Source organism: Vibrio celticus (assembly GCF_024347335.1).
Lineage (GTDB): Bacteria > Pseudomonadota > Gammaproteobacteria > Enterobacterales > Vibrionaceae > Vibrio > Vibrio celticus.
On record NZ_AP025463.1, the window covers coordinates 1,783,928 to 1,808,393 of the forward strand.

Here is a 24,466-nt window from a genome sequence, read left to right on the forward strand (position 1 = left end):
TCTGAAAAAATAAAGCGGCTTACGCCGCTTTATTTACTTAACTGATTAACTAACTATAACTTAGTTGTTTACTTTAAGTTTTTGGAAGTACTCGTCATAAATAACGCTCGCTTCGCCAACTTCGTCTTGCCAAACACCGTTATCCATCACTGATTGTGGTGGGAAAACGTTCTTGTCTTCAGCAAATTCTTTAGGAAGAAGAGGGTAAGCGGTTTTAACTGGTGTCGGGTAACCGATCTCTAGAGCAATTTTCGCAGCGTTCTCTGGGCGAAGAAGGAAGTCGATCATCTTATGAGCCGCTTCAGTATTCTTAGCACCTGCTGGAATTGCTAGGCTGTCCATCCAGAAGATAGCGCCTTTTTCTGGCCAGATAATGTCAATCGTTGCGCCTTCTTGGCGTGCCATGTAAGCAGAGCCATTCCAAAGCATACCAAGAGACACTTCACCTGCTAGGTAAGGGTTCGCTGGGAAATCTGAGTTAAATACTAATACGTTTGGCATTAGCTTACGAAGTTCTTCGTAGGCTTCTTTGATTTCTTCAGGGTTAGTCGTATTTGGAGAGTAGCTCAGTTTAGATAGAGCGATATGGAAAACCTCACGAGAGTCATCCATCATCATCAGTTGACCTTCCCACTGCGTATCCCACAGATCGCCCCAGTTTTTAACTGAAGACTTGTCTAGCATGTCTGAGTTGATACCAATACCCGTCGCACCCCAGATGTATGGGATTGAGTAGTTATTGTTTGGGTCAAATGGCTTATCTAAGTAATTTGGATCCAAATCTGCAAAGTGGCTTAGCTTGGTTTTATCAAGCTCTTGAAGCATGCCTTCTTTACGCATCTTAGAAACGAAGTAAGTAGAAGGAACCACTAAGTCGTAACCCGTACCTTGAGTTTTTAACTTAGCATACATGCTTTCGTTAGACTCATAAGTTGAGTAGTAGACTTTGATGCCAGTCTCTTCTGTGAAGTCTTCTAGTACTTCATTTGGAATATATTCAGACCAGTTGTAAAAATACAGTTCTTGGTCAGCTGCGAAAGAGGGTGTAGAAAGTAAAGTAGCAGCACACAATGCGCCGGTATACAGTGTTTTTTTCATTACTGTTCCGTTCATTTGTTTGATTTGGAGCTGGGTAGTGAACCCAAGGTAAAAGGATTTCGAAAAATCGCGCTACATTATAGCAGCGATATAATAAAATAGGCAGCCTAAGCTGCCTATTCATTGATATTCTTATTTTTAACTTATTGATTCTCTACGTCGGCTTGTTAAGTAAACCAGTTACTTAGTCGCCGTGAGATAATAGGCTAAATTACTGACCTGCTTTAAGTTTCATGAAGTAATCTTCGTACTTCACTGTCTTATCGCCAACCGCAGCTTGCCACTCAACACGATCAAGGTCTTCTTGCGATGGGAATAGCGCAGGGCTGTCTTTGAACTTCTCGTTAGACGCTTTAACGGCTGTTAGGTAGCCAGTATCACGAGAAATCTGCTCAGCAATTTCAGGGCGAAGTAGGAAGTCGATCATCTTATGAGCCGCTTCTACGTTTACCGCACCAGAGCTAATCGCGAAGTTATCAACCCAACCGATACCGCCTTCTTTAGGGAAAACCAGTTTAATTGGTAGGCCTTCGTTTTGCGCTGCAGCAGCAGAACCGTTCCACAGCATACCAAGACCCACTTCACCAGACATGTAAGGCGCGCCTGGGTTGTCTGAGTTAAATACTAGAACGTTTGGCATCAGCTTTTGTAGTTCAGCGTACGCTTCGTCGATCTCTTTTTCGTTTGTTGTGTTACCAGAGTAACCTAACTTACGTAGTGCGATGTGGAACACTTCACGAGTGTCGTCCATCATCATCAGTTGACCTTCAAGCTCAGGCTTCCATAGATCAGCCCAGCTTTGGAAATCTTCTGGATCATACATGTCAGTGTTAACAGCAAGACCTGTGATCGCAACGACGTGTGGAATAGAGTAGTCGTTGCTTGGGTCATACGGCTTATCTAGGTAGTTAGTATCTAGATTCTTGAAGTTGTTCAGCTTAGTTTTGTCGATCTTTTGTAGCATACCTTCGTCACGCATCTTAGATACGAAGTAAGTCGACGGCACAACTAGGTCGTAGCCCTTGTTGTGTGTTTTTAGCTTTGCGTACAGGGTTTCGTTCGACTCGTAAGTCGAGTAGATAACCTTGATACCAGTTTCATCAGTGAACTGTTCTAGAATCTCACTGTTGATGTAAGGTCCCCAGTTCATGAATACCAATTCTTTGTTATCTTTTGCAAATGATGGTGCAGATAACATTGAAAGCGCACATGCACTACCAGCTAATAGAGTAGCCCATTTTTTCATTGACGTTAGCTCCAAACTAAACGTTGCCCGAAGGCAGTAGATAGAAAAACAGAATGGCAATTTACCATTCTGTTTATGATTAACACTTTTTTGAACTTGAAGTCTCTTAACTTCTTAATCAAGCCAATCTCTATATAGAGTAGGAGACTTACTTGATTTTTTCTCTCGCTAATAACTGAGAAATGATCACCAGTATTAACGACACCACTAACATCACTGTTGCTAGGGCATTTACCTCAGGAGAGATACCCACTTTAACCATTGAGTAAATCTTCAGTGGTAATATTTCATACGTTGGGCCTGTTACGAAAGAGCTGATGATCACATCGTCCAAAGACAGAGTGAAGCTCAATAACCAACCCGCAGCAACCGCTGGCTTAGCAAGAGGTAGAATGATCTGCTTTAGAATCGTCCATTCACTTGCACCTAAGTCTTTTGCTGCTTCTAGCATCTTCACATCAAAGCCATTCAAGCGACTGTATACCGTTACTACAACAAACGGTAGACAGAAGGTAATGTGAGCAGCAAGTAGGGTAAAGAACCCAAGTTGAACACCCATTACCAAGAATAGCGCAAGAAGCGAAATCGCCATTACGATATCTGGAGACATCATTACGATGAACAGCATGCCATTTACGATACCTTTACCTTTAAATTGGTAACGGAATAGGGCTACTGCTGTTAGGCTCCCGACAATCGTTGCGGCTGTTGCAGAGAACACCGCTACGTTGATCGAGTGCCACGCAGCCTGCATTAGGCTGTCGTTGTTAATAAGCGCGTCATACCATTTAGTGGTGAAGCCACCCCATTTCATACCAAACTTATTGGCATTAAACGAGTTAGCGATCAATACGATAATAGGTAGGTATAGAAAGGCGTATACCAGCGCCATAAAGCTGAACTTAACTGTGCGACCCATTAGTCTAGCTCCACTTTCTTGTTCAATAGCTTACCTGCTCGGTAGTAGGCATACAGCATCACAGCCATTGCCATGGTCAGTGCGATACTCGTTGCTGCACCAAACGGCCAGTCTCGAGCGTTGAGCACCTGGCTCTTAATCACGTTACCAATCAATAGGTTCTTAGCTCCGCCTAATAGGTCAGAGATGTAGAACATACCTAACGCTGGCAGTAGTACTAATAAACAGCCGCCAATAATGCCCGGCATTGTTAGTGGCAGTACAACTTTCAATAGCGTTTGCAGTTTGTTCGCACCTAAATCTTTAGCCGCTTCTAAGTACGTATCGTCCAGTTTTTCAATCGCTGAATACAGCGGCAGAATCATAAACGGAAGTAGGATGTACACTAAACCGATCATTACTGCGGTTTCTGAGTACATGATACGTAGCGGTTTATCAATGATATCGAGCGCTAACAAGCTTTTGTTCAAGACACCTTGCGTACCCAGTACAATTTTCAATCCATATGTACGAATCAAAGAGTTAGTCCAGAATGGCACTATCACTAAGAACAACATGATTGGACGCCACTTCGCCGGCATTTTTGCCACGATGTAAGCGAACGGGTAACCAATGATTAAACAAAGTAGGGTTGCGACAATTGCCATATAGAAAGAGTGCATCAACACTTTAAAATACAGCGGGTCAGCCAAACGCACGTAGTTATCGAGAGTGAAGGTCATCTCGATCAAGTTCGCTTCATCACGAGTAAGGAAGCTAGTACCGATGATCATGATGTTTGGAATCATCACGAACAGCACTAACCAACCTGTGATTAAAGCAACAATTGCGTTTTGTAAATTAAACTTCTTGCTCATCTTCTAATACCACTTCCCAGCTCTCAACCCAAGTTACTGCAACTTTTTGGCCCAGTGAGTGATCAACATCAGGGTCATCTTCGTTGAAGAATTCGCTAACCATGACACGCATACCAGATTCAAGTTCTACGACTGAATCTAATGTCATGCCTTTATAGGTTCGCTCGACAATGTGGCCAACAATACCGCGTTGCTCAGACTCTTTAATTTCTTCGATACGAAGATCTTCAGGGCGAAGCAATACTTGCAGTTTTTGACCCGGTGTTACGTCTTTATCGTGATAGATAATGGACTCTTCACCTTCGATTGTCGCAACAATGCGTTTTTCATCTTGACGAGATTTCGCTGTCGCTTCGAATACGTTAATTTCACCAATGAAACGCGCTACAAATAGGTTCTTAGGCTCTTCGTAGATCTCTCTTGGTGTTCCGTCTTGTTCAATCACACCATCACGCATAACAATAATACGGTCAGACATAGACAGCGCTTCTTCTTGGTCATGCGTTACAAAAATGAACGTGATACCAAGTTGGCGTTGTAATTGTTTCAGCTCGATTTGCATCTGTTTACGTAGTTTGTAATCCAGAGCAGATAGAGATTCATCCAACAAAAGAACTTTAGGCTTATTAACGACAGCACGAGCGATTGCGATACGTTGCTGTTGGCCACCAGATAGCTGGTGTGGCTTTCGTTGTGCCATTTGTTCTAGGCGCACCATTTTCAAAGCATCCATGACACGAGGTTCAATCTCGCTGTTTGGAACTTTCTGCATGCGTAAGCCAAATGCCACATTGTCGAAAACGGTCATATGCGGGAATAGGGCATAGCTTTGGAATACAGTGTTTACATGCCTTTGTTCAGCAGGAACTTGGGTTACGTTTTGTTCAGCTAATAGTATTTGACCACTATCTGCCGTTTCAAAACCCGCAATCATTCTTAGCACGGTTGTTTTACCACAACCTGATGGGCCTAAAATCGTGAGAAACTCACCATGATTTACGTTTAAATCCAGATTGCCGATGACTTCCTTACCATCGAAACTTTTACTGATGCCAGTTAGCTGTACTACTGGCTTTCCTACTGATTTTTTAGCGTTCAACGTCTGTTTTTCTCCACCTTGGTTCTATTTGAGACCTGTTGCTATACACCTTTAAGGCGCGCATCATAATCACCAAAAACGTGAATTCAAAGCATTTTTTACCTTTCGAAGATAAAAAATTTCGCAGGTAAAAGTAAACATCCTTTACCATACTGTTATTTACTGGGTTTACACCCTAACAAGTGTCTAATTATTAACCATTAAGACGCAAAAGCAAGCCTTGTTACAGATTCATATTTTAGTTTGTATCCGACATATGAGTATAATGAAGGTAATTTTTTATCAATAAGTTAGGTGGCTTCGCTTAATCGGCACACCTAGGTATCAATATGAACAACGACATCGAAAAAGATTTTAATTTGGGCGGTAGTATCAACCGTGCACTTTCTGGCGATTATGAGCTCAAAGCAACGGCTGTATTCCAAGAAGCTTGGAAACATACGATAAGTCACTTTCTTTCGTTTTCCCCAGCGATTATTGCTTTGATGTTTGTGCAGCTCGCTATCTTTTATATCGCACTAAAACTACAGCTTGGTGATCCTGCGGTTATCTTGGATGCGGTTATCGACCCAGAGTCGTTCACGCCACAAATCGTTGAATCGATTTTTATTGCGAACTTTAGCTATGAAGTGATCAGCGCGCCTATCTATGCCGGTATCTGTTTAATGGCAATGAGCCACGCCGCTGGCCTACAAACCAAAGTACGCCACATCGGTAAAGGCTTGCAGTTTACGGTTCCGGTTATTCTAGTGACTTTGTTTAGCCTAATGCTTCAAGGCATCGCAGGTATGATTCTGCCGTTCTTGTCGATCTACTTCTCACTGGCGTTCAGCCACTCAATTCTGCTGATTTGTGATAAGAAAGTGCCGCCAATGCAATCGCTGCTGCTTTCATTAAGAGCAGTAAATAAGAAGATCTTCGTAGTCGCGTCTATCTACTTAATGGTTATGTTGATGTTCATCGTGGCTGCAATGATGTACGGCATTGGCTTAATCTTCGTTCTTCCGTTCTTCTTCCACGTGAAAGGAATCCTTTACCGTGAGATGTTTGGCATCAAGTTGAAACTGATTGCTTCAGATCGTCCAAAGAGCGATGACGATAACAACGACAGCAATAACGACGACAATAACAAAAACCCACAGGTGTTCGATGCATAAAGACACACAGGCAAGCGCAAGCAAATCACTTGCGCTTAAAGTGACGGCACTGGCTCTTGTTGGATCTATTTCTCTGATTGGTCCTTATATTTACCAAGAAGAAGAGCGTCGACGTACGACAGAGCAGAGCTCCAATTCCACTGACCAATTTGGTGACTTGACGGTTTCTTCGAGCACACCGAACTTTGCGGCCATCGAAGATGTGAATGAGAAAAAGGACACATTCTTTTCGTTTCTACGTCCAAGCATCAATATTGAAAACAAACGTATCACCAAAGAACGCGCGTTTTTAACTAAGCTCTCTGAGTCTGGTTTAAGCAATATTGATTCTGAAGACGCGTCTTATGCGAAAAGGTTAGGGAAGTTGTACAGCCTGCCAGTACCTAATGAAGGTTTGGATCAGGCATGGCTGACAGAGATGCTTAACCGCGTGAATGTGCTGCCAGAGGCGCTTGTACTGACACAAGCTGCGAATGAGTCAGCTTGGGGAACGTCACGTTTCGCTACTAAAGCCAACAACTATTTCGGACACTGGTGTTACACCAAAGGTTGTGGCCTTGTTCCGCTACAACGTAACGAAGGTAGCTCGCATGAAGTCGCAACATTCTCTTCAAGCCAAGAATCTGTACATCGTTACTTCATGAACCTTAATCGTAATCGTGCTTACGCCGATCTAAGAGCGATTCGAGCAAAACTTGCTGCCCAAGGTGATGATCTTTTAACAACCACAACGGCGACAGAGCTCACCAATGGCTTGTTAAAATATTCTGAGCGAGGTTCCGACTATGTGACTGATTTACAAGCTATGATCCGTCACAACGAGGTATACTGGAAAAAGTAACTCATTTTGATACCAACTTGGTTGCCTTCGATAGTCGGCTTACACCAAGTAATATCACAAAAAGAGCAGCTCATTGGCTGCTCTTTCTATTTATAAACGCTCAACTTCGACAAGATTATAATAATGAAAAAGACAGCACTCGCTTTATTAGCCTCATTAAGCCTTGGGGTTTCTCTTCCTGCTTCAGCGCAAGAATACATGTTCACATATTCTAAACTTTATACTCAGCTGAAAAATAACACCAAAGAAGGGCATGATGATGTCAAAGTTGCGGTCTTCTTTGTTGATCAACAAGCTCAGCAAACCTGTCACATCAGCAAAGCTTGGATGGAAAAAGAAGAGCACTACGAAGAGCTAAAAGTCTCTTCTGCGAATGAGCTGCTTCTACCGGTAGATCAAAACCTTCGTTCAGCAAACCCTCTTATCTTTGTACAAACTCAAGAACAAGAGTGTGCGTATTCTTTAGTTGTGATGACTCAAGAGCCTTTAGTTGGAACTGTTGATGTTGCACAGATAGAAAACCTATTACCACAGATGCAGGCGATGCTTGAAGACGTCAGCGGTATGTTCTCTGGTTGGTTCACACCAGATATCCAAGGGTTAACGCTGGAATTCACTAATAAGCTAGAAGGCAACATTGAGCTTTCAAATGGTAAACAACTACCAATCAAAGAAGGGCGTGCGAAATTCACCTTAGAAGAACTGAGTGGAAGTGACAGCATCACGTTGCCAGAACCAACAGTTCGCGTATTGCCGTACATTCCCGCGCAATAATTTTTAACGGAATCATTGTTAGTGAAGTAAAAGCTTAGCGGAATCATTCCCCCAAGCTTTTACGACATATCTTAAAGCAGCCTCATCGAATAAGAGCAGGCTGCTTTTCTTTATCTGCAAAACAAACGGAGAGCTTGTGAAGCCGCGTTTCTCTACCGTTTAGGGCACTTATCGAACAATAAAAGCAGAATCTTTCTATTACTCAGCTTGTTTATCCTGCCGTTACTATTTCAACATCAAATAAAAATCCGTATAATCCACGCCCTAAAACAGTCCCACTAGCAATCTACAGTCGGTAATACGACGGTGTGAGAGTCGCAATGAACCAAAACGATAATAGAAAAGAAACACTTGAATTCAACAAACTTCAGAAACGTCTGAGAAGAAATGTTGGAAATGCCATCATCGACTACAACATGATCGAAGAGAATGACGTAGTAATGGCATGTATTAGTGGCGGTAAAGATTCATTTGCGATGCTAGACATTTTGCTACGTTTACGTGAAGCAGCACCGATCAAATTTGATGTTGTTGCAGTAAACCTAGATCAAAAACAACCTGGGTTCCCTGAACACATTCTTCCTGAGTATTTTGAAACGCTGAACATTCCTTACTACATCGTAGATAAAGATACGTATTCAGTGGTTAAAGAGAAAGTGCCAGAAGGCAAAACAACGTGTGGCCTATGTTCTCGTCTTCGTCGTGGTACTTTGTACTCATTCGCAGAGAAGATTGGTGCAACTAAGATCGCTCTGGGTCACCACCTAGACGACATCGTTGAGACCATGTTCCTAAACATGTTCCACGGTGCGCGCCTAAAGGCTATGCCACCAAAGCTTCGTTCAGATGATGGTCGTAACGTTGTTATTCGTCCACTGACTTACTGTCGTGAAACGGACCTAATCAAATACGCAGAACATAAAGAGTTCCCAATCATTCCTTGTAACCTATGTGGCTCTCAAGAGAATCTACAGCGTCAGAACATTAAAGCGATGCTAATTGATTGGGATAAGAAAACGCCTGGTCGTGTTGAGAAGATCTTCAAGTCAATCCAGAACGTAAGCCCAAGCCAACTGGCTGACCGCGAGCTGTTTGACTTCGTTAACCTTCCACTAGACCGTAGTGAAGACCGCAAAGCGTACGAATTCGAAGAAGCTGAAATTTCATCTTCAAACATTGATGAGTCAATGTTCATCGACGTAACGAACGTTTAACTATTTGAGTCGATAAAGATGATATTAGCCATTCTGTATTTGGAATGGCGTTGCTCTAGACAAACAGAAACGCCTCAAGCAATGCTTGAGGCGTTTTTTATAAGTTAAACTTGTCGCCGACTTAACCTTTCGAAAGATTAGGATCTAATGGGCTCACGTAACCAGACGGCTTAAGAGCCAACACATCACAGTTAATCTTGTCGATAACATGTTCCGCGGTATTACCAATAAACACGGCAGACAAGCCAGTACGACCCGTTGTACCCAGAATCACCATCGCTGCGTTATTTTCAGAAGCGACGCGAGGAATAACATCTTCAGGCAAGCCTTGCTCAACCACAGTTTGTTCTTCACACATACCATGCTTCTGGCGTAATGCTTTCATCGCCGTTAAGTGATGGCCACGAACCGCGTCGGTATAAGACGTTGGATCAAACTCTGGCAGTTCAATGGTAATATTCGCAGGTGTCACTGGGTAGGCATTCACCAAGAAAGGTTCAGCATCCAAACGACCTGTGATCTCTAGTAATCTGTCGACCATCGTATCGTTAAGCTCTAAATGAGCATCTGTCTCAGAACCTACATGAACTGAAGCAAAAATCTTCGCGTGATCTGGCCAGAAATCGTTTTTAACCAATAGCACTGGGCTAGGGCACTTTCTCAACAAGTGCCAATCGGTTGGAGTGAAGATGACAGATTCCAAAGTATCGTGCTTACGTGTGCCTTTGATTAAGATGTCGTGCTCGCCACTGTAAACCTCGGCAATGATCGCTTCGTACGGGCGATTATGCCAAACCACTTGGACATTAAATTCAATAGATTCATCTAGGTAAGGTTCTGCGACTTTATTCATCCAAATTTCGCGTTGATGAATTACGCCTTTGCGCATTGCGTCTCTTTCATCAATAGAGAGCATAGATGTCATTTCATACGAGAAGTCGTATATCGACAAAAAGAAAGTGATGCGGCTTGTTGAGGTGCTTTTCTTGGCAAGTTGGATAGCACGAACTAGAGCAGGTTGCTCATCGTGATTAATGTCTGCGACAACTAAAATTTTGTTATAGATACTCATAACTAAGCCTACTTTTCAGACCGAACATATAAATAATGTAGCGTAGTTATGGAGAGATTAAGAGAAATATAAGAGGTTTTAAGAGAGAAACATGATGTAGCTCATTATTGAACTACATCATTGATATCTAGACTATTCTTTTGAAACACCAGCAAGTTCCATCAACGCATCGTGATCTTCGATAGTGATATATTTGCCTTTAACGCTCAAGATGTCTGCTTTTTGGAAACGACCTAGAAGACGGCTGATCGTTTCAACAGTCAAACCAAGGTAGTTACCAATATCGCCACGAGTCATCGTTAGGCGGAACTCACGCGGGCTGAAGCCACGTTGAGAGAAGCGAGTAGAAAGGTTGTAAAGGAATGCAGCAAGACGCTCTTCCGCGTTCTTCTTAGAAAGAAGCAGAATCATTTCTTGGTCACCTTTAATCTCGTTACTCATCAGGCGCATAATTTGCTGACGCAATTTAGGCATTTTTCCTGATAGGTCATCAAGAATCTCATATGGGATTTCACATACCATAGAAGTTTCTAGCGCTTGTGCGAAACTAGGGTGTTGGTCACCAGTAATCGCATCGAAGCCAACAAGATCGCCCGCTAGATGGAATGCAGTAATCTGCTCATCACCTTGCTCGGTAATCGTGTAGCTCTTGATCGTTCCAGAGCGAATAGCATATAGAGATTTAAGCTCGTCACCGGCTTTAAATAACTCTTGGCCTTTTTGAATAGGCTTTTTTCTCTCAATGATCTGATCAAGTTGATCGAGTTCAGATTCATTCAAAGTAAACGGAATACAGAGCTGGCTAATACTACAATCCTGGCAATGGATCGCACAGCCACCAGACTGAACACGTTTCGTCACAGGCTTTTCAGAAATCATAACAATCTTTCACTATTTGATATACGTCAATATTTTAGCATTCCTTTATCCAGTTGGGTAGTAAAAAAACCGGATTTAAAGATTGCCTATACGGTATAAATAATGAGCTGCAATGCCATATATCCGGTATAGAAACCGTAAAGGAGGATTAAAATTGCGCCTAATTGGCGAAATAAGTCAGCTTGTTGCAGTTTTTTGAGGAAATTAGCGCCCATACCAACTGTCAGCATTGCTGGAAGCGTCCCTAAACCGAAAGCAAACATGATACCGGCTCCGTTGTACCAACTTCCTGATACGGCTGCCCACGTAAGCATAGAGTAAACCAAGCCGCATGGCAGCCAACCCCAAATAAAGCCAAACGGCAAAGCGTGACTAGGGTGCTTCAAGGGTAGAAATGATTTACCTAAAGGTGAGATATAGCGCCATAGCTTCTGTCCGACTTTTTCAAAGAACAACAAGCCGAACCACCATTTACCGATATACAACCCTAAGACGATCATAAAGCCAGCAGCAAATAATCGCAGCCAACCCAGCAGAGCGTTAAAATCGCTTAGCTGACCTATCGAAGATATTGCACCGCCAATCACACCACCAATCACGGCATAACTCAGCAAGCGCCCTAGGTTATAAAGTAGGGGAATAACAGGGGAAGGTTTACTGTTGCTAATCGAAAGAAGCGACGCAATACCACCACACATTCCCATGCAGTGGCCTGCGCCGATCAATCCAACAACAAAGGCTCCGATCCAATCAGGCGTCATCGTTCTTTTTGTCTACGTTAGTTTGGCTTTCGCTGTTAGCTTTCTCATTATTGACAGGTTTGCTATCAGAATGGTTGTGAGCCTTTTCGTCTTCATCAAACAGAATGTTGTGACCTTGACGTTCTAGGTCTTCAAACTGTTCGCTCTTCACCGCCCATAGAAAAATACCAACAGCGATGCACACCAGTACAATCGCAATGGGGATCAGAATGTATAAACTTTCCATTATTTACCTTGCTCTTTTAAAAGCCTTAACGAGTTAGACACAACAATAATAGAGCTGGCAGACATGCCCACAACGGCAATGTATGGAGCAACCAAACCCGCTACGGCCAATGGAAGGATCAGTAGGTTATATCCTAATGACCAAGCTAGGTTTTCACGGATTATCTTACGCGTTTTTAATGCCAAAGTACGCGACTTAAGTAATCTATCGAGCTTATCACCCAATAACACCATATCTGCAGAGGCTTTCGCCACATCCGTACCGCCGCCCATAGCAACGGAAAGGTGAGCCCCCGCAAGAATAGGGGCATCGTTAATACCATCGCCAACCATCATGGTAATATCACTTGCATCTCGAGAGTTCAGGTAAGCAAGTTTATCTTCAGGTTTCGCGTTAGCAACAATATCAGTAATCCCGATCTCTTCAGCAACAGGCTTAGCGTTAATCAAAGAATCGCCAGTCAGCAGAGTCGTTTTGATTCCCGCTTCTTTAAATTGCTTAATAAACTCGATGCTTTCTTTGCGAATAGGATCTTCATAAGTGAATGTCGCGATATGACGGCCAGCTAATGACAAGTAAATACCGTTACTTTCCGATGGTTGAGCTTCACCTAGAATGAATTCACTACTACCAATCGCAACTTCTTGGCCGTTCCACTCACCAGTGATGCCTGAACCAATCACGTTATTAACTGACTCTACTTCGATCTCATCAGAAAGATGAGTCTTAAACGCTTTAGCGATAGGGTGGTTAGCGTGTTGCTCCAGGCTCGCTGCTACTTTGAGACAGGTGTCTTTATCAAGCTCAGCGAAGGTTTCAACTTGGCTGATACGAATATCACCCTCAGTCAATGTGCCTGTTTTATCGATGATCAAGTGATTTACTTTGCACAAGGTTTCGAATACGTGGCCTTTGCGCAGCAAAATACCGAAGTTACCCATGCGAGAAGTGGAACAGGTAATCGCCGTCGGTGTTGCCAGTGACAGAGCACAAGGACACGTTGCTACCAATACCGAAAGCATGATCCAGAAAGCGTCTTCTGGTCGTGTTTGGTGCCAGTAAAACCAAGTACCGAATGAGATGATTAAGATCACCGCAACAAAGTATCGCGCTACCACATCGGCAATTTCTGCAATGCGAGGTTTAGACAGTTGTGCTTCGTCTTGCAGGCGAACGATGTTGGAAATCACCGAATCCGCTTTTGACGTCATCACTTCCAATTCAAATGATTCATCACCATTCAATGTGCCAGCAAAGACGGTATCACCTTCGTTTTTGACCACATGGATAGATTCGCCAGTCAGCATCGATTCATCGATATGAACTCTGCCAGACAATACTTTGCCATCGGCAGGAATGTGTTCACCCGGTAGAACGCGAATTTGGTCGCCAACTTTTAAGGTTTTTACCGGAACTTGTTCGCCATCTAACGTTGTTGCCATAGCAGGAACGAGCTTAAGCAGGTTACCACTAGCAGCTGCTGCTTTACGACGAGCGCGCATTTCAAGGAAACGACCAAGCAGTAGGAAGAAGGTAAACATCGAGATAGATTCGAAGAAGACTTCACCTTTCTCTGTCACCGTTGCGACCAAACTTGCAACATAGGCAAACAACAGAGCTATCGACACAGGCACATCCATACCCAATGTTCGACCTTTGAGGCTACGCCACGCGTTGATATAGAAAGGCAATGCAGAGTAGAGCAGAACCGGTGTTGCAAAGATTAAGCTCACCCAACGGAAGTAGCTTTTGAATTCGGGCTCAAGGTTACCAAAGACTTCAAGATAAAGCGCCACAGCCAGCATCATGACCTGCATGGTTGCTAAACCAGCAATACCAAGACGATAGAGATAATTCTTCATCGAACGATGATAGGCGGCTTCTTGTTGATCAGCCTCGAATGGTGCGGCTTTGTAGCCTAAGGTATGGATTGCAGACAACAGCTCGCTCAGTTTTGTCTGAGTGTTGTCCCAACTGAGCAGGGCGCGGTTAGTCGTGGTATTAACACGAATACTAACAACCCCTAACTTTGAAGAGACTTGCTTCTCAATAAGCCATGCACAAGCAGCACAAGAGACACCTTCTAGTGACAATGTCACTTCAGAGGTGTTTTCAGAGTTACGGACGAACTCCAATTGAACATCTTCGTTGTCGTAATGACTGAGTGCCAGAAGTTGCTCTGGCACGAGATCCGCTTTTTCAGCTGGAGCGGTACGATATTGGTAGTAAGAGACCAAACCGCTATCAACGATTGTCTGGGCTACGGTTTCGCAACCCGGACAACACATAGGTCGCACCGATCCTAAGATTTCTACTTTAAAATCCGTTTCCGCTGGTACATCTTCACCGCAGTGATAACAGGATTCACACATAAGCTTTAGTTCGTTAGTTGAGTAGGAGTATCAATAGGGAAGTTCATGCGACCTTGCACTAACCATTCAGAATCATGCGGAGAAAGCTCGATAAACCATGGACCTTGCATTTCCTGGTCCAGAGTCAACGTGTAGTTGCCTCTCGCATCAGCGGTCAGTAGCTGAGTAAAATCACGGTCAGGCAGCGTACGGTGCACGAACATTGCGCTAATAGCAGGGAAGTGGTCTAGCTTGCCTTTGTCTAGGGTAATGATAACTGAGTTACCTTTCTCGCTAACTGAAGCTGATAGGCCAAGCTCTTTAGCAACATTTACTTTTGAAATGTCGACATTAATACCTTTACCTTTTTTATAGTAATCTTCAGTGACAACGTTAACTGAATGGTTGGTAAGTATCGCGACTCGAACCAATGTTAGCATAGAAACGCCAACGGTTAGGAAGATCAAAAACCACGGCCAAAACTGCTTATACCAAGGTTGTTCCATATTATTATTCTCAATATATACAATGAAATAAAACTAATTTTTACAAACACTTAAGGTTATAACTGTAAAAGAAAGACAGCCCCTTAAGAAGGGGCTGTTATTATTATGTTACTCTTTATCTGAGTTGCTGAGGCTCCAGACGTAGGCAGAGACGAGCTGAACCTTATCCTCACCGAGGATGTCCTTCCAAGCCGGCATTACACCAGAACGTCCGTACATGACTGTTTCCGTCACATCAGCGCGAGAATCGCCGAATAGCCAGTCGCGGTCAGTCAAGTCAGGTGCGCCAACAGCAGGGTTACCCTTACCATCAGTACCGTGACACGCTGCACACACTACAAAGCGAGCTTTACCTGCCTCTGCTTCACGTGCGTTTACGCTACGACCAGAAAGGCTAAGCGTGTAGCTAACTACTTCTTTTACGCCTTCTTCGCCAAGAGCGTCTTTCCAACCTGGCATTTGACCGACACGACCATGCATGATGGTAGTCACGATAGCTTGTGGTTCACCACCATATAGCCATGCGTCATCAGTTAGGTTCGGGAAACCTTTCTGACCACGTGCATCAGAGCCGTGACACTGCGAACAGTTTTGTAGGAACAAGCGTTGGCCCACTTTGATTGCATCAGCATCTGATGCAATGTCAGGGACAGAACGTAGACCATTTTCGTCGTGAGCTAGCTTTCTGAATGCTTCACCAAAGTAGGTGTCTGCATCATCAAGCTCTTTCGCGTATGCGTCTAACTGTTTGTTTGCTTGCGCAGCAGCGATTGCAGAGCGAGACTCTTCTACGCTACGAACTGTTTGGTTTGAGCTCGTCCAACCTAGTAGACCTTTAAAGTTGCCAAGGCCTGGGTATAGAGCTAGATAAACAGCCGCAAACACAATTGTGCTCACGAAAAGGTATGTCCACCATTTAGGTAGTGGGTTATTAAGCTCACGAATACCATCGTATTCATGGCCCATATCCTGACCTTCTTCTACACCTGTTTTATCGTTGGAACACCAACGAAGTAAGGCTGCACAGCCAATCAATGTACCGATTGTGATTACTGTTACCCAAATACTCCAGAATGTACTCATTACTTCGTCACTCCTTGATTTTTATCTTTCGCAGGTGCTTCATCAGCGAACACTAGGTTTGCATCTTCGTCGAAGCGCGACTTACGATTTTTACCGAAAGCCCACCAAACGATGCCGATGAAACAAGCAAAAACAGTAACAGTCCAAACACTTTGAAATGTAATAATGTCCATAATTATTCCTTATTTCATTGCGTGGCCAAGCGATTGAAGGTAAGCGATGATTGCATCCATCTCTGTTTTTCCTTCAACATCTTGTTTAGCGTTAGCAATTTGTTCGTCTGTGTAAGGAACACCAAATTGATTACGGAAGATTTCAAGCTTCTGTTTAGTCAATTTGCCATCAAGTACATTCTCAGCAAGCCATGGGAAACCAGGCATGTTTGATTCAGGAACAAGTTCACGAGGGTCGATAAGGTGAACGCGGTGCCACTCATCAGAGTAACGATCACCAACACGCGCTAGATCAGGACCAGTACGCTTAGAACCCCATAGGAATGGGTGTTCCCAAACGCTTTCGCCAGCTACAGAGTAGTGACCGTAACGTTCAGTTTCAGAGCGGAAAGGACGAATCATTTGGCTGTGACATACGTTACAACCTTCGCGAATGTAGATATCACGACCTTCCATTTCCAGAGCAGAGTAAACACGTAGATTTTCTACAGGTTCAGTAGTCTGCTTTTGGAAAATAAGCGGGGTAATTTCTACTAAAGCACCAAAACTGATAGCAATAACGATAAGAATCGCTAGTAGGCCAACGTTCTTCTCTACCAACTCATGGCGATTATTTGAATTTGAGCTCATTCTAAATCTCCTTAAGCCGGTTGAGGGATAGCTTTAAGGCTATCTTTAGGTGCAGAAACAGTTTTGTACGTGTTGTATGCCATTAAGAACATACCTGATAGGAAGATGAAACCACCTAAGAAACGTACAAAGTAGAACGGGTAAGACGCTTCTACAGATTCAACGAAGCTGTAAGTTAATGTACCGTCAGAGTTAACTGCACGCCACATCAGACCTTGCATCACGCCAGAGATCCACATTGCAACAATGTAGAAAACCGTACCAATCGTTGCCAACCAGAAGTGAACATTGATTAGAGATACAGAGTACATACGCTCTTGACCAAATAGTTTAGGAACTAAGTGGTAAACCGAACCGATAGAAACCATTGCAACCCAACCTAACGCACCAGAGTGAACGTGACCAATAGTCCAGTCCGTGTAGTGAGATAGTGCGTTAACCGTTTTGATTGCCATCATTGGGCCTTCGAAAGTCGACATGCCGTAGAATGATAGAGAAACGATTAGGAAACGTAGGATTGGGTCGTAGCGAAGCTTATGCCACGCACCAGATAGAGTCATAATACCGTTGATCATGCCACCCCAAGATGGAGCAAACAGAACCAAAGACATAACCATACCTAGAGATTGAGTCCAGTCAGGAAGTGCAGTGTAGTGTAGGTGGTGAGGACCAGCCCAGATATACAGAGACACGAGAGCCCAGAAGTGAACAATCGACAAACGGTAAGAGTAAACAGGGCGACCAGCTTGTTTAGGAACGAAGTAGTACATCATACCTAGGAAACCAGCTGTCAATAGGAAGCCTACCGCATTGTGTCCGTACCACCATTGCACCATTGCATCGATCGCTCCGGAATAAATCGAGTACGATTTAAACGCAGATACAGGAACAGCAAGGCTGTTAACGATGTGCAACACGGCAACCGTGATGATGAAGGCTCCGAAGAACCAGTTTGCTACGTAAATGTGCGATGTCTTACGTTTAATCATGGTTCCGAAGAACACGACCGCATAAGCTACCCACACAAGAGTAATAGCAATATCGATTGGCCATTCAAGTTCTGCGTATTCTTTACCAGAGGTTAAACCTAACGGTAAAGTAATTGCAGCGGACAGGATAATCGCTTGCCAACCCCAAAAGGTAAAGGCTACGAGAGGGCCACCAAAGAGACGCGTCTGACAGGTACGTTGTACAACATAATATGATGTTGCAAACAGCGCACTTGTACCGAACGCAAAAATAACCGCATTAGTATGCAGGGGACGTAAACGACTGTACGTCAACCACGGCGTATCAAAGTTTAGCTGTGGCCAAACTAATTGAGCGGCAATCAAAACACCAACGCCCATACCGACAATACCCCACAAAATTGTAACTAGGGTAAATTGACGGACGACCGTATAGTTGTAGTTTTGTTCAAGCTGCTTTTCTTGGCTCATTTGCATGCTTCCAATTTCTTATTTACTACACTTTACTTCCAACACGACTCACGTCGTAATGCCACCCAAATTAGAAAAGGAAATTCAGCCTATTCAGGGCTTTATTTCCACTTGCTGATTTTAAAAAAAAGTGGCATTTTCAACGCGACACTATACTTGAATTAACAAATCAATGACAGAGTAGTAACCTTACGCTTGGTCTGGAATTGGATTTTTATTTAAAAACTTTGAACTTTGTAACAAGGAGTAAAGATTATAATGGCGGCACAAAAGCTAACAAAAGGCAGGCTTGTTCAAATTATCGTCATGTTGGTTGTTTTAATAGCTGCATTTACTTGGAGAACAGTAACATACGATAATAACGAAACAGTAAACTGTATAGTTCCAAAACCTTGTAAATTTGGTATTGATAATCATAATGTTTCAGTTTCAAGCAATAATCTAGGGTATTCGATCGAAACATCTAAAACTGGCAAATTTATCATTAACTATAATGAAAGCGGAATTCTGGAAGAAAAAGGACCATCAAATTGGCTGTTACAAACTAGTGATAAGACCTCATCAATAACGGTTACATTTCCACAACAGATAAGCACGTATTCTGTAAACCTTTCTAAGGAGTAACAGAGAGAAAACTGGGGCACACCTCGGTTCTTTTGATAGAAACATGTACCAAATCAGTGAAACACAATGCATTAAAGTGTTATAAAGAGAGCATTAATAAAGTTACCCAGAATCTATGAAATTTCTATCAAAAGTCTCTTACTCCCTAGACGATAAAATCGCAGTAGATGAGTTGCTCAGCGGGGTGGAAAAACCTGACGATATTGCTTGTCTTATTTGCTACTGCACAGAAGAGTATTCGACACTCGCTGTGCAGAGATATTTCGTAGATGCTCTCCCTAACACTCCCATACATGGCTGTACCACTTGTCACGGCATTATGACCGAAACTGGTTTTCATTCTGGTCCAGTCATTGGCGTCCTCATTATTTACGACTCGGGGATCAACGCCTATGGTACGGGAATCGAACATTTCAGCGACTCTATAGACCGCAGTACCTTCAGCGCGATCGACAAAGCACTCAAGAACGCCAACCGAGAAGGTGAAATTCCTGATCTTATCTTGCTGCATTCCACGCCGGGTAACGAAGAAAAGGTGATGGCGGCGATCGATAAGAAATTTGGTACTGAAGTGCCAATTATTGGTGGCAGTGCTGCAGACAATCAGGTTTCCGGAAATTGGAGCATCTTCACCGAAGAGTCGCTGTCGATAAATGGCGTATCTTTAACGGTAGTGTTTGCGTCTCAGTCCATCTACTCCTCTTTCAGCGCCGGTCACACACCTACGCGCTATTCAGGCACCGTGACAAAAGTAAGAAACCGAATATTGTTGGAGATAGACCACAGGCCAGCCGTCACTGTTTACAACGAATGGACTGATTTCCACTTAGGTGGCAGTGATGATGGCTACATATTCGAAAAGTCGTCAGTCTACCCATTAGGCAGGAAAGTCGGCTCTTCTTACGATTACCCATATTTCAAATTGTCTCATTCGATCAGAGAGACGGAGTGTAATGGGATTGAGCTATTCACAGACATCAGTGAAGGTGACACCATCTACTTGATGCAAGGTTCTAAGCAGCAGTTGATTAGCCGCGCCGCTAATATCATTCAATCCTCATACTACAACGACATGGATCTTGAAGAGAAACTAGGGGCGATCAATATCTTTTGTGCCGGCCCAATGCTCAATCTTAAACAAGATATGGATGAGGTTTTCGAACAAATAAATCAAGCACTTAATGGGCTTCCGTACATATGTCCATTCACGTTTGGTGAGCAAGGCAGGCTCTCTGGTGGTGAGAATGCACACGGGAATTTAATGGTATCGTCTGCAACGTTTTATAGGTTGAAAAAATAATGGGTTCTGAAGGTCAAGAAGCGCTGCAAGAAGCACGTATTGAACTGCAAAAACTAAAAGCCCGTGAGCGAAAACTGGCTGAAGAGAACAGGGTGATCTTATCAACCATCTCTGCGATCAGTAAGGCAAGTAACATATCTGAGATATTCTCCAGTCTTGAGTTCGTGCTCAAAAAATACATTAAGTTTGACGACTTTATCGTGGTATCAAGGGTAGGGAACGAAGGCAGTTTCAAAACCCTGCTAAGTAATAACAAAGTCTTCGAACAGATGAATTGGAGCGATTGTGGCAAGCTATCGCGAGTCATCAATGGTGAATGCGCCATCCTATTCGAACCCAAGTCTCTTGGGGAATTTAACTCCCTGCATCCCATTGTTCTCGACCAAATCAACTCCGTTCTGATTACTGGTATAGATAGCGGGCTAACACAATCTGTCATCATCTTTATCCACTCAAATACCAAGCACTTTAGTATTGAAACCAAGGCCACACTAAACCGTTTCCGACCGTTGATAGAGCGTGCTGTTTTCGATATTGAGAACAAAGAAAAGCTTGAAGCAACCGTCCGAGAGCGCACAGCAGAGCTTGTCACAGCAAGAAAAGACGCGGAAAGAGCCAACAAGGCCAAGTCTGAATTCTTAGCAATGATGAGTCATGAATTAAGAACACCGCTAAATGCCATCATTGGCTTGATAGACGCCCTAAAATCCACATCACTGAACGAAGAGCAACAGTCTATACTACTTAATATGAGCACATCATCTGAGCTTTTATTGTCAATTATCAGTGACGTATTGGATTTTTCTAAGATTGAATCTGGATGTTTCTCACTAGCACCTCAATGGAGCAATGTAAGAGACACTGTAACTTTTGTATTGTCTGAACAAAAGAAGACAGCAGACGATAAAGGTTTGGCGCTAACAATATCCAGCGATATCCCTGAAGGTGAACTTCATTACATCGACCCAAGTCGCTTGGCACAGATCCTATTTAATTTGATCGGTAACGCGATTAAGTTCACTGAGCGTGGGCATGTACATGTTTCTATAAAGTACCAGCAGAGCTCTTTCTATATAACGGTGGAAGACACAGGGATTGGCATTAGCTCGCAACAACTTTCGTCGCTGTTCAGTCCATTTGTGCAAGCTGATAGCACAATCACACGTAGATTTGGTGGCACAGGTTTAGGCTTGGCCATCACTAAAAGGCTGGTTGAACTGATGCGCGGGCGCATATCGGTAGAGAGTGAGCCTGAAAAAGGCTCCAAATTCGAAGTACAGTTGCCAGTGCTTACTAGAGTTACGAATAATCTGGCTAACAAAGAAGACGAATCTTCACGAGAGTTAAGAAGCCGTTATTCAGTGTTAGTTGTCGAAGACAATCCAACGAATCAAATGGTGATAAAGTTAATCCTTACAAGACAAGGCCACGAGGTTTTCATCGCAAGTAATGGTGAAGAAGCGATTGGCTTTATTGAAAGAGGCAACGATTCAATAGACATTATCTTAATGGATGTGTCGATGCCGGTCATGGATGGATTAACCACAACCAAATACATGAGAGACGCAAACATCAAAACACCAATCGTTGCGCTAACAGCACACACATCAGTAGAAGACAAATGTTCGTGCTTGGATGTCGGCATGAATGATTTTGTGACCAAGCCAGTAAGAACTAAAGAGATCACAGAAGCAATTGATCGATTAATGCTTGAAGTCTAATAAACGTATTCTTAATCGAAGATTAGGAAATATGTTTATTAGGTATTTTATGGTAAATAGCCTTACTGTTAAATAGAACATCGATTTGGTAGATAAACAAGAGGCAGGGCATCAAACAAGGATACCTGCCTTATAAATACCAAACGCCATTTAACATAATATACATAATACGCACTTAGGGAGATTGAAATCTGAGAGTGTTCGTAGCCTTATTACCAGTAGATTTCACGTACAGCGCCGCATGAATCTATCTATTTACTTTATGGCTTTGACTCCGCGTTAATTGAATCAAATCGTGATGGCTTTATCACATGTCTGCTCAAACTTAATTAAGACTTCTAATTACGGATGCCTCTCCAAAGTTAGTCCAGAGTCTCTGCTGGTTGAGTGTTAAAAGCTATTACCCTGATTTTGCTTACCAAAAGAACCTAGATGATTAACGCTTCCACTAACTCTCGGTCTATTGTCCGTACTACCAATAAACTGAAAAGACTTGGTTACTCTTGTTCGCTAGATTTAACGGTCCCAAAAGACCAAGCGAACTCCCGAATCATCTAGTCTTGTTTACCTATGTTGGCTTGTTCTTCACCAAATTGAATCAACTATCAACGTCATCAGTAACATCCGTACTCGTTGAATTTTCTGATGCCCAATGGTCATTGTTACCAAACTGCGTTGCCATCCAAAACGAACTTCTCTAAACGACTTGGCTAATCGTAAGTTACAGTGCAACATAAATTCTATTAACCTCTGTCTGGACTATATTAACTTGTCTTATAACTGCGATAATGACACTTCTATTACCAACAAGTCTTTAAAATCAGATCTTTAGGCTACTTCTCAATTAGTTAGAGTATCTTTTGTTTGTTAACATATTCTGGAACTGAATAACTTATTATCTTAGAAGGCTTTACATGAAAATCAGTACAATCGCCCTATCGCTATTCACCGCTTTTTTTGGCATCAGCTCGCAGGCGCTTGCTAGTGAAAACGAAAACTCACCTAGAGAGCATGGTCATTTTTATGCTGGTGTTGATATCGGCTTTTATAATGAAACTGAATTAGAATATCGTGGCAACGCTATTGAAGATTCATCTGATCTATCAGACTTTAGCTATAACTTGGTTGGAGGCTACGAATTCAATACGCACGATGTCGTTAAACTAGGGCTAGAAGCCGAGTACCGAAAAATCGGAAAAGTTAGCTATAACGACTTAATGGATATTGAAGGCCATGCTTTCTTCGTAAACATTAAACCAAAGTTTATTGTTGAAGGTGACGTATTAGATCTGTATGTATCTTTATTAGCCGGTGTTGGCTCTATGGATATGGAAGCGAAAGCTTTTGGAGTATCAGACTCTAAGTCTGAAGCAGCCTACCAAGTTGGTGCTGAGCTTGGTGCGATGGTAACAGACAACATCGATATCCATATTGGTTACCGCTATGCAAACGTTGAAATTGAATCCATCGATGTGTCACCTCAAACCGCTTACCTAGGTGCAAGGTACCACTTCTAAACTTGATTCACTCGTAGGCTCAATACTACTAAAGCCGTCCTTTTAAAGCTCGGCTTTAATTTTTATCACCTATTTCCCTACTCGACCTCTACTTTGACAATTCAATTCAATTCAATTCAACCATAAATAAAGTTACGTTGTATCTTCTGTAAAAAGTTACAACTTGAAAGCTTTGTCCTAACGCAAAATAAACCACTTTAACAGGCTACTATTTCGTGTTTAAATTTTGATCTATCAAACAGTTATATGAATAAATTTGGTGATTAAGCAATCAAATGCTATGCATTCAATCCTTAAAAATAAATTAAAGTGTTAACATCAGGCAATTTTGTAAACTAGGTGTTTGATATGTTGCCTAAACTTTATAAGTTCAGATCGCTCCACGACAGAAACATACAATCTATTTCCGAGTGTTCGTTGTGGTTTGATTACGCTAAAACTTTTAATAACCCTTTTGAATCTAACCACGTATTCAACAAAGAGCTTCAACAAAACTTTAAGATCATGTGTTTCTCTCAGTCGAGCGACCACCCAATACTATGGTCCCAGTATGGTGACAACTTTAAAGGCATGTGTATCGAGTATGATCTCAACTGCTATAACGGCGAGGTCAATCTCAACTGTTTTGAAGTCCAGTATGAAGACGAACCGAATATGTTCCGCCCGGCATCGTTACGTGGTTTACAAACATCAAGACTGGGAGCTGAGATATTCAAAATTAAGCATTCTAATTGGCGCTATGAAAAGGAATACCGCTGGGTATTACCTGATGACGAGATGATCGGAAATAAACTCTACCTTAATAGAGAGTGCCTAAGTTCGGTGATTCTGTCAGAGCACGCTCCTGCCGACAGGAAGTTAAAAGTTCTGATGACTTGCCAGCGCCTTGGTATCCCTGTTAAACACGCAATAGCAAAGCAAGAGTCGTTTACCTTCGAAGTGGTCAGTTAAGTAGAGTCTAATCCTACTGTCTAGCGGC

The 24,466-nt window shown here is 42.8% G+C and carries 24 protein-coding genes; 9 read left to right on the forward strand and 15 right to left on the reverse strand.

Going from position 1 to position 24,466, the window contains the following annotated elements; genetic code table 11:
• Positions 1-60 precede the first annotated feature (60 nt).
• The 5 genes from OCV19_RS08320 to potA form a co-directional block, all read right to left on the reverse strand.
• Positions 61-1,098 carry an extracellular solute-binding protein gene (locus tag OCV19_RS08320; RefSeq protein WP_065677487.1) on the reverse strand — a complete coding sequence of 346 codons (1,038 nt, stop codon included), beginning with the start codon at positions 1,096-1,098 and terminating at the stop codon, positions 61-63.
• Between the two features lie 211 nt (positions 1,099-1,309).
• A complete protein-coding gene (locus OCV19_RS08325; RefSeq protein WP_017059628.1) occupies positions 1,310-2,344 on the reverse strand; it encodes an extracellular solute-binding protein in 1,035 nt (344 codons plus the stop codon).
• Positions 2,345-2,492: 148 nt separating this feature from the next.
• On the reverse strand, positions 2,493-3,263 hold the full coding sequence (gene potC / locus OCV19_RS08330) for a spermidine/putrescine ABC transporter permease PotC (protein WP_004733706.1): 771 nt from the start codon (positions 3,261-3,263) through the stop codon (positions 2,493-2,495).
• Complete coding sequence (gene potB / locus OCV19_RS08335) at positions 3,263-4,120, reverse strand: spermidine/putrescine ABC transporter permease PotB (RefSeq protein WP_017059630.1); 858 nt, start codon at positions 4,118-4,120, stop codon at positions 3,263-3,265. Before potB ends, potC begins: the two co-directional genes overlap by 1 nt.
• Positions 4,104-5,219: a spermidine/putrescine ABC transporter ATP-binding protein PotA gene (gene potA / locus OCV19_RS08340; RefSeq protein ID WP_017059631.1), complete on the reverse strand. Its 1,116-nt coding sequence runs from the start codon at positions 5,217-5,219 to the stop codon at positions 4,104-4,106. Before potA ends, potB begins: the two co-directional genes overlap by 17 nt.
• 329 nt (positions 5,220-5,548) lie before the next feature.
• On the opposite strand from potA, the gene OCV19_RS08345 reads away from it, so the two are divergent.
• The 4 genes from OCV19_RS08345 (at position 5,549) to ttcA (ending at position 9,205) form a co-directional block, all read left to right on the forward strand.
• Positions 5,549-6,376 (forward strand): DUF2189 domain-containing protein, encoded by an 828-nt coding sequence (locus tag OCV19_RS08345; protein ID WP_048612081.1) that lies wholly within the window; start codon positions 5,549-5,551, stop codon positions 6,374-6,376.
• The gene (locus OCV19_RS08350; RefSeq protein ID WP_065677488.1) at positions 6,369-7,217 is read left to right on the forward strand and encodes a glucosaminidase domain-containing protein; all 849 of its coding nucleotides are present in this window, start codon (positions 6,369-6,371) and stop codon (positions 7,215-7,217) included. The genes OCV19_RS08345 and OCV19_RS08350 overlap by 8 nt, the downstream gene beginning before the upstream one ends.
• A gap of 123 nt (positions 7,218-7,340) precedes the next feature.
• Entirely contained in the window at positions 7,341-7,991 is a 651-nt protein-coding gene (locus tag OCV19_RS08355) for a DUF2987 domain-containing protein (RefSeq protein WP_065677489.1), read from the forward strand.
• A 320-nt stretch (positions 7,992-8,311) separates the two neighbouring features.
• A complete protein-coding gene (ttcA, locus tag OCV19_RS08360; RefSeq protein WP_017059635.1) occupies positions 8,312-9,205 on the forward strand; it encodes a tRNA 2-thiocytidine(32) synthetase TtcA in 894 nt (297 codons plus the stop codon).
• A 121-nt stretch (positions 9,206-9,326) separates the two neighbouring features.
• Here the strand turns inward: ttcA and uspE are convergent, their stop codons facing one another.
• The 10 genes from uspE to ccoN form a co-directional block, all read right to left on the reverse strand.
• Positions 9,327-10,277: a universal stress protein UspE gene (uspE, locus tag OCV19_RS08365; protein ID WP_065677490.1), complete on the reverse strand. Its 951-nt coding sequence runs from the start codon at positions 10,275-10,277 to the stop codon at positions 9,327-9,329.
• A 132-nt stretch (positions 10,278-10,409) separates the two neighbouring features.
• Entirely contained in the window at positions 10,410-11,156 is a 747-nt protein-coding gene (locus OCV19_RS08370; protein WP_017059637.1) for an FNR family transcription factor, read from the reverse strand.
• A gap of 86 nt (positions 11,157-11,242) precedes the next feature.
• Positions 11,243-11,917: a sulfite exporter TauE/SafE family protein gene (locus OCV19_RS08375; RefSeq protein ID WP_065677491.1), complete on the reverse strand. Its 675-nt coding sequence runs from the start codon at positions 11,915-11,917 to the stop codon at positions 11,243-11,245.
• Positions 11,907-12,143 (reverse strand): cbb3-type cytochrome oxidase assembly protein CcoS, encoded by a 237-nt coding sequence (ccoS, locus tag OCV19_RS08380; protein ID WP_050653496.1) that lies wholly within the window; start codon positions 12,141-12,143, stop codon positions 11,907-11,909. Before ccoS ends, OCV19_RS08375 begins: the two co-directional genes overlap by 11 nt.
• The gene (locus OCV19_RS08385; RefSeq protein WP_065677492.1) at positions 12,143-14,515 is read right to left on the reverse strand and encodes a heavy metal translocating P-type ATPase; all 2,373 of its coding nucleotides are present in this window, start codon (positions 14,513-14,515) and stop codon (positions 12,143-12,145) included. Before OCV19_RS08385 ends, ccoS begins: the two co-directional genes overlap by 1 nt.
• Positions 14,516-14,520: 5 nt before the next feature.
• The gene (locus tag OCV19_RS08390; RefSeq protein WP_065677493.1) at positions 14,521-15,000 is read right to left on the reverse strand and encodes a FixH family protein; all 480 of its coding nucleotides are present in this window, start codon (positions 14,998-15,000) and stop codon (positions 14,521-14,523) included.
• 108 nt (positions 15,001-15,108) lie between these two features.
• Positions 15,109-16,083: a cytochrome-c oxidase, cbb3-type subunit III gene (gene ccoP, locus OCV19_RS08395; RefSeq protein ID WP_017063857.1), complete on the reverse strand. Its 975-nt coding sequence runs from the start codon at positions 16,081-16,083 to the stop codon at positions 15,109-15,111.
• Positions 16,083-16,256, reverse strand: coding sequence for a CcoQ/FixQ family Cbb3-type cytochrome c oxidase assembly chaperone (locus tag OCV19_RS08400; RefSeq protein WP_004733679.1), 174 nt, complete (start codon positions 16,254-16,256; stop codon positions 16,083-16,085). Before OCV19_RS08400 ends, ccoP begins: the two co-directional genes overlap by 1 nt.
• 9 nt (positions 16,257-16,265) lie before the next feature.
• Complete coding sequence (gene ccoO, locus OCV19_RS08405; protein WP_017059643.1) at positions 16,266-16,886, reverse strand: cytochrome-c oxidase, cbb3-type subunit II; 621 nt, start codon at positions 16,884-16,886, stop codon at positions 16,266-16,268.
• 11 nt (positions 16,887-16,897) lie between these two features.
• Positions 16,898-18,331, reverse strand: a complete 1,434-nt coding sequence (gene ccoN, locus OCV19_RS08410; protein ID WP_009846707.1) for a cytochrome-c oxidase, cbb3-type subunit I — start codon at positions 18,329-18,331, stop codon at positions 16,898-16,900.
• A 252-nt stretch (positions 18,332-18,583) separates the two neighbouring features.
• Between ccoN and OCV19_RS08415 the strand changes: the two genes are divergently transcribed.
• The 5 genes from OCV19_RS08415 (at position 18,584) to OCV19_RS08435 (ending at position 24,438) form a co-directional block, all read left to right on the forward strand.
• Positions 18,584-18,949, forward strand: coding sequence for a hypothetical protein (locus OCV19_RS08415; RefSeq protein ID WP_065677494.1), 366 nt, complete (start codon positions 18,584-18,586; stop codon positions 18,947-18,949).
• Positions 18,950-19,064: 115 nt separating this feature from the next.
• Entirely contained in the window at positions 19,065-20,249 is a 1,185-nt protein-coding gene (locus OCV19_RS08420) for an FIST signal transduction protein (RefSeq protein ID WP_065677495.1), read from the forward strand.
• Positions 20,249-21,970 (forward strand): ATP-binding protein, encoded by a 1,722-nt coding sequence (locus tag OCV19_RS08425; protein ID WP_065677496.1) that lies wholly within the window; start codon positions 20,249-20,251, stop codon positions 21,968-21,970. The genes OCV19_RS08420 and OCV19_RS08425 overlap by 1 nt, the downstream gene beginning before the upstream one ends.
• 914 nt (positions 21,971-22,884) lie before the next feature.
• Entirely contained in the window at positions 22,885-23,487 is a 603-nt protein-coding gene (locus tag OCV19_RS08430) for a porin family protein (RefSeq protein WP_065677497.1), read from the forward strand.
• 348 nt (positions 23,488-23,835) lie between these two features.
• The gene (locus tag OCV19_RS08435) at positions 23,836-24,438 is read left to right on the forward strand and encodes a DUF2971 domain-containing protein (protein ID WP_065677498.1); all 603 of its coding nucleotides are present in this window, start codon (positions 23,836-23,838) and stop codon (positions 24,436-24,438) included.
• Positions 24,439-24,466: the final 28 nt, after the last annotated feature.

What these genes read in the sequence shown, in the direction of transcription:
- ccoN (WP_009846707.1), bottom strand. Translation starts at nt 18,331, where the DNA reads ATGCAAATGAGCCAAGAAAAGCAGCTTGAACAAAACTACAACTATACG.
- ccoO (WP_017059643.1), bottom strand. Translation starts at nt 16,886, where the DNA reads ATGAGCTCAAATTCAAATAATCGCCATGAGTTGGTAGAGAAGAACGTT.
- potC (WP_004733706.1), bottom strand. Translation starts at nt 3,263, where the DNA reads ATGGGTCGCACAGTTAAGTTCAGCTTTATGGCGCTGGTATACGCCTTT.
- OCV19_RS08385 (WP_065677492.1), bottom strand. Translation starts at nt 14,515, where the DNA reads ATGTGTGAATCCTGTTATCACTGCGGTGAAGATGTACCAGCGGAAACG.
- OCV19_RS08325 (WP_017059628.1), bottom strand. Translation starts at nt 2,344, where the DNA reads ATGAAAAAATGGGCTACTCTATTAGCTGGTAGTGCATGTGCGCTTTCA.
- OCV19_RS08415 (WP_065677494.1), top strand. Translation starts at nt 18,584, where the DNA reads ATGGCGGCACAAAAGCTAACAAAAGGCAGGCTTGTTCAAATTATCGTC.
- OCV19_RS08400 (WP_004733679.1), bottom strand. Translation starts at nt 16,256, where the DNA reads ATGGACATTATTACATTTCAAAGTGTTTGGACTGTTACTGTTTTTGCT.
- OCV19_RS08350 (WP_065677488.1), top strand. Translation starts at nt 6,369, where the DNA reads ATGCATAAAGACACACAGGCAAGCGCAAGCAAATCACTTGCGCTTAAA.
- OCV19_RS08390 (WP_065677493.1), bottom strand. Translation starts at nt 15,000, where the DNA reads ATGGAACAACCTTGGTATAAGCAGTTTTGGCCGTGGTTTTTGATCTTC.
- ccoP (WP_017063857.1), bottom strand. Translation starts at nt 16,083, where the DNA reads ATGAGTACATTCTGGAGTATTTGGGTAACAGTAATCACAATCGGTACA.
- potB (WP_017059630.1), bottom strand. Translation starts at nt 4,120, where the DNA reads ATGAGCAAGAAGTTTAATTTACAAAACGCAATTGTTGCTTTAATCACA.
- OCV19_RS08355 (WP_065677489.1), top strand. Translation starts at nt 7,341, where the DNA reads ATGAAAAAGACAGCACTCGCTTTATTAGCCTCATTAAGCCTTGGGGTT.
- OCV19_RS08425 (WP_065677496.1), top strand. Translation starts at nt 20,249, where the DNA reads ATGGGTTCTGAAGGTCAAGAAGCGCTGCAAGAAGCACGTATTGAACTG.
- OCV19_RS08345 (WP_048612081.1), top strand. Translation starts at nt 5,549, where the DNA reads ATGAACAACGACATCGAAAAAGATTTTAATTTGGGCGGTAGTATCAAC.
- OCV19_RS08430 (WP_065677497.1), top strand. Translation starts at nt 22,885, where the DNA reads ATGAAAATCAGTACAATCGCCCTATCGCTATTCACCGCTTTTTTTGGC.
- ccoS (WP_050653496.1), bottom strand. Translation starts at nt 12,143, where the DNA reads ATGGAAAGTTTATACATTCTGATCCCCATTGCGATTGTACTGGTGTGC.
- uspE (WP_065677490.1), bottom strand. Translation starts at nt 10,277, where the DNA reads ATGAGTATCTATAACAAAATTTTAGTTGTCGCAGACATTAATCACGAT.
- OCV19_RS08420 (WP_065677495.1), top strand. Translation starts at nt 19,065, where the DNA reads ATGAAATTTCTATCAAAAGTCTCTTACTCCCTAGACGATAAAATCGCA.
- OCV19_RS08370 (WP_017059637.1), bottom strand. Translation starts at nt 11,156, where the DNA reads ATGATTTCTGAAAAGCCTGTGACGAAACGTGTTCAGTCTGGTGGCTGT.
- OCV19_RS08320 (WP_065677487.1), bottom strand. Translation starts at nt 1,098, where the DNA reads ATGAAAAAAACACTGTATACCGGCGCATTGTGTGCTGCTACTTTACTT.
- OCV19_RS08375 (WP_065677491.1), bottom strand. Translation starts at nt 11,917, where the DNA reads ATGACGCCTGATTGGATCGGAGCCTTTGTTGTTGGATTGATCGGCGCA.
- ttcA (WP_017059635.1), top strand. Translation starts at nt 8,312, where the DNA reads ATGAACCAAAACGATAATAGAAAAGAAACACTTGAATTCAACAAACTT.
- OCV19_RS08435 (WP_065677498.1), top strand. Translation starts at nt 23,836, where the DNA reads ATGTTGCCTAAACTTTATAAGTTCAGATCGCTCCACGACAGAAACATA.